Source organism: Streptomyces sp. URMC 123, assembly GCF_051386515.1.
Lineage (GTDB): Bacteria > Actinomycetota > Actinomycetes > Streptomycetales > Streptomycetaceae > Streptomyces.
The window spans coordinates 1-3,700 of record NZ_JBPQTV010000474.1; the positions used below are offsets into that span (position 1 = coordinate 1).

Here is a 3,700-nt window from a genome sequence, read left to right on the forward strand (position 1 = left end):
GCCTGGGGCCTCGACGGCTTCGGCCCCTGGTCGCTGACGTCCGTCCGGTGCGTGCTCGGCGCGCTCGTGGCGGTCGCGGCCGTCGCGGCCCCCGTCGGGGCACCGGTCCGGGGCGCCGTCGCCCGGGCGGCGCCCGCGTCGAGGGCGGCGGCGGTGGCGGTGCCAGCGGTGGTGGTGCTTGCGGCGGTCGCGGTCGCGGTGTCGGGGCCGGTGCCGGGGTGGTTCACCGCTATCGTCCCGACGGCGGTAGCGCTATCCTGTGCTCTCATGCAAGAGCGTAGCAGTGTGGCCGACCTCGCGGATCTCCTGCGGAAAGACCTGGACCGCTACTCGGAGGGTGAGAAGCTCCCGTCGAGTCGGGCCCTGGTGGAGCGCTATCGCGTCAGCCCCGTGACCGTCTCCCGCGCCCTCGCCGCCCTGGCCGCCGAGGGCCTGGTGATCACCCGCCCCGGCGCCGGCGCCTTCCGGGCCCGCCCCCGGGTCCGGGCGCCCGAGCGCGGCGACACCTCCTGGCAGGAGCTGTCGCTCAGCGCGGAGACCGCCGCCTCCGGCGAACCCGTGCCCCGCACCGTGGACGCCAGCGGGGTGCTCGCCACGCTCACCGCTCCGCCGCCCGGCGTCGTCGAGTTCAACGGCGGCTATCTCCACCCCTCCCTCCAGCCCGAGCGCGCCCTCGCCGCCGCCCTCGCCCGCGCCGGCCGGCGGCCCGGGGCGTGGGGCCGGCCGCCCGTCGGCGGCCTGATGGAGCTGCGCGAGTGGTTCGCCCGCGAGATCGGCGGCCCCGCCGGCTCCGTCGCCGCCGGCGACGTCCTGATCACCGCCGGCGGCCAGAGCGCCATCACCACCGCGCTGCGGGCCCTCGCCCCGCCCGGCGCGGCCGTCCTCGTGGAGTCGCCCACGTATCCGGGGATGCTCGCCGTCGCCCGCGCCTCCGGGCTGCGCCCGGTGCCGGTGCCGGCGGACGCCGACGGCGTACGGACCGATCTGCTCGCCGCCGCCTTCCGCGCCACCGGTGCCCGCGTCTTCGTCGGCCAGCCGCTCTACCAGAACCCGACCGGCGCGGTGCTGGCGCCCGGCCGACGGCGCGAGGTCCTGCGGGTGGCCCGCGAGGCCGGCGCGTTCGTGATCGAGGACGACTTCGCCCGCCGGCTGGCCCACGACGACGCCGGCGCCCTCCCGCCGCCGCTCGCCGCGGACGACCCCGACGGTGTCGTGGTCCACGTCTGCTCGCTGACCAAGGTCGCCTCGCCCAGCCTGCGGGTGGGCGCGCTGGCCGCCCGCGGCCCGGTGCTGGAGCGGCTGCGCGCCATCCAGGTCGTCGACAGCTTCTTCGTGCCGCGCCCGCTCCAGGAGACCGCGCTGGAACTCGTCGGCTCGCCCGCCTGGCCCCGGCATCTGCGGTCCGTCGCCGCCGAGCTGCGGCTGCGCCGCGAGGCGCTGCTCACCGAGCTGCTCCGGCAGGCCCCGGAGCTCGGGCCGGTGGGCGTCCCCACGGGCGGCTTCCACCTGTGGCTGCGGCTGCCCGACGGCACCTCCGAGGGCGACCTCGTCACCGCCGCGCTGCGGGCGGGCGTCGCCGTGGCCCCCGGCCGGCCCTACTTCTCCGCCGAGCCGCCGGCCGGACACCTGCGCCTGAGCTTCGCGGGCGTGGCCGGTACGGGGGAGCTGGCCGAGGGCGTCCGCCGGCTGCGGGCGGCGTACGACGAGGTGCGGACCTGACGGCGGTGCGGTGACGGCCGCGGTGCGGTGCCGGGCGCGATGTGGCGACGGGCGCGATGCGGCGACGCCGCGGTGCCGGGTGCCTGGCGTGCCGTGTGCCTGGCGGGGATGCCCGGCATCCCACCGTGCCGGACCCGCGCGGAGGGCGGAGGATGGCGGGGACGCAAGGAACCGAGGGAGACGAAAGGACATGGCGGACCCCCACGACGCCCCGCGGACCACGGTCGTCAACCTCAAGGGACACCTGCACGACCCGGACTACGAGGACGTGGTCTACGTCGGCCGGATGGTGCGCCGCGGCGGCTGGAACCTCCCCGCGTCCCCGCTCGCCAGCCCCTTCCGCCCCGGCCGCGACGGCACCCGCGAGGAGGTCATCGAGCGCTACCGCGCGTACCTCCTCGGCCGCCCCGACCTGCTGGCCCTGCTGCCCGCCCTCCGCGGCCGGCGGCTCGGCTGCTGGTGCGTCCCCGAGCCGTGCCACGCCCAGGTCATCGCGGCCCTGGCCGACGAGGCCCGGCCACCCCCGCCCCCACCGGAGCGCCCCAGGTCTCCCTGCTGAAGCGGCCGGCCGCGTCAGCCCGAGGAGGCGCCGTGGGCGCGCCGTCGCGGCGGGGCGGTCCGGGCGGCGGGGCGGGCCGCGCGGACGACCAGGCCGCGGCCGCGCCGTCGCTTCTGCTCGTACGACCGGAACGTTCTCCAGCACAGCAGCAGCGCCACCGCGAACACCGGCAGCCAGGCCAGGCGGGCGAGCACCCAGCCGGGGCCGTCGGGCACCGTGTGGAGGCCCGGCAGGGACGCGCCCGTGAGCAGGCCCGCCGTCGTGACCGCCATCATCGCGGTCTGGTGCCAGAGGAAGACGGTCATCGCGGAGAGGTTCACCAGCGCCACCGCCGCCCACGCGGCCGGACGGCGCAGCAGCCGCCGCAGCGGGCCGAGCAGCAGTAGCGCCGCCCCGCACTGGGCGAGCCCGAAGGTGACGGCGGCGAGGGTGGGCGGGTTGAGGTTGGACGTCGCGGCGCCGGGCACGCCGACCATCGAGGCCGGGTAGCCGGCCCACAGCACGAGGCCCGCGGTCGCCGCGGCCCCGCCGATCAGCAACTGCCACGCCGCCGCGCGGCTGCGCACCCCGCCCCGCGCCCAGGCCGTGCCGAGGCAGTACGGGACCAGCCAGCCGGCCGCCACATTGACCCAGCCGAGCCAGGCCGGCCCGCCCAACCCGAAGCGGATCAGGTCGACATGGAGGACGACGGCCAGCGGCCACAGCGGGTGCAGCCGCGCCACCAGCGGGGTCACGGCTGTCAGCGCCCCGAAGACCAGCAGGAACCACAGCGGCGACAGCACCAGCTTGACCAGCGTGTGCACGGTGTCCGGGCCGACCCCCGACACGAGCATCGCGGCCGTCACCACGCCCCACACCACCAGCACCGCCGCGACCGGCCGGAACAGCCGGGCCATCCGGGCGCCCAGCCACTGCCCGTACGTCGTCCCCCGGGCGCGGGCGCCGGCGTGACTCCTGGCGGCGACGTACCCGCCGACCAGGAAGAACACCGCGAGCGTCTGGAACACCCAGGAGACGGGCGTGAATTGCGGCAGGTACTGGAGCGGGCTGGCGGCGTGCAGCCCGCCGCCGTCGGCGACCAGGGCGGTCACCAGCCAGTGCCCGAGCACCACCCCCAGGATGGCGAGGGCGCGCAACGCGTCGACGGCCCGGTCCCGGTCCGGCGGCGTCGCGGCGTCGATCCGCCGGACGAGTTCACGCATGAGAGCCTCCGCGGCGAGGACCCGGCCGCGCCGGCCCTCCCCGCGCCCGCCGCCCCCGTGGAGCGCGCCATGGCCGAGAGCTCCGCCCGTACCGGATCGGTCGTTCTGTCCGGTACGGAAGCTAGGGAGGTGATGCCGTGGCCCGCGTCCCACCACGGGGTGCACTGCGGGGGTAGCTCCCCGGTACTAGGGGTAGGGGGTCGCTCGCCGTCCCCGGCGG

Annotated in this window: 3 protein-coding genes and 1 pseudogene; 2 read left to right on the forward strand and 2 right to left on the reverse strand. The window is 77.6% G+C overall.

The window, feature by feature from the left end:
- Window positions 1–269 (reverse strand): annotated as a pseudogene (locus ACSNOD_RS29565) (hypothetical protein); the annotation flags it as partial.
- On the opposite strand from ACSNOD_RS29565, the gene ACSNOD_RS29570 reads away from it, so the two are divergent.
- Window positions 268–1,719, forward strand: coding sequence for a PLP-dependent aminotransferase family protein (locus tag ACSNOD_RS29570; RefSeq protein ID WP_436770153.1), 1,452 nt, complete (start codon window positions 268–270; stop codon window positions 1,717–1,719). The pseudogene ACSNOD_RS29565 and the gene ACSNOD_RS29570 sit on opposite strands and share 2 nt — an antisense overlap.
- Window positions 1,720–1,909: 190 nt before the next feature.
- Window positions 1,910–2,278: a DUF4326 domain-containing protein gene (locus ACSNOD_RS29575; RefSeq protein WP_436770154.1), complete on the forward strand. Its 369-nt coding sequence runs from the start codon at window positions 1,910–1,912 to the stop codon at window positions 2,276–2,278.
- 14 nt (window positions 2,279–2,292) lie between these two features.
- On the opposite strand, the gene ACSNOD_RS29580 is transcribed toward ACSNOD_RS29575, so the two are convergent.
- On the reverse strand, window positions 2,293–3,480 hold the full coding sequence (locus ACSNOD_RS29580) for an acyltransferase family protein (RefSeq protein WP_436770155.1): 1,188 nt from the start codon (window positions 3,478–3,480) through the stop codon (window positions 2,293–2,295).
- Between the last annotated feature and the right edge of the window lie 220 nt (window positions 3,481–3,700).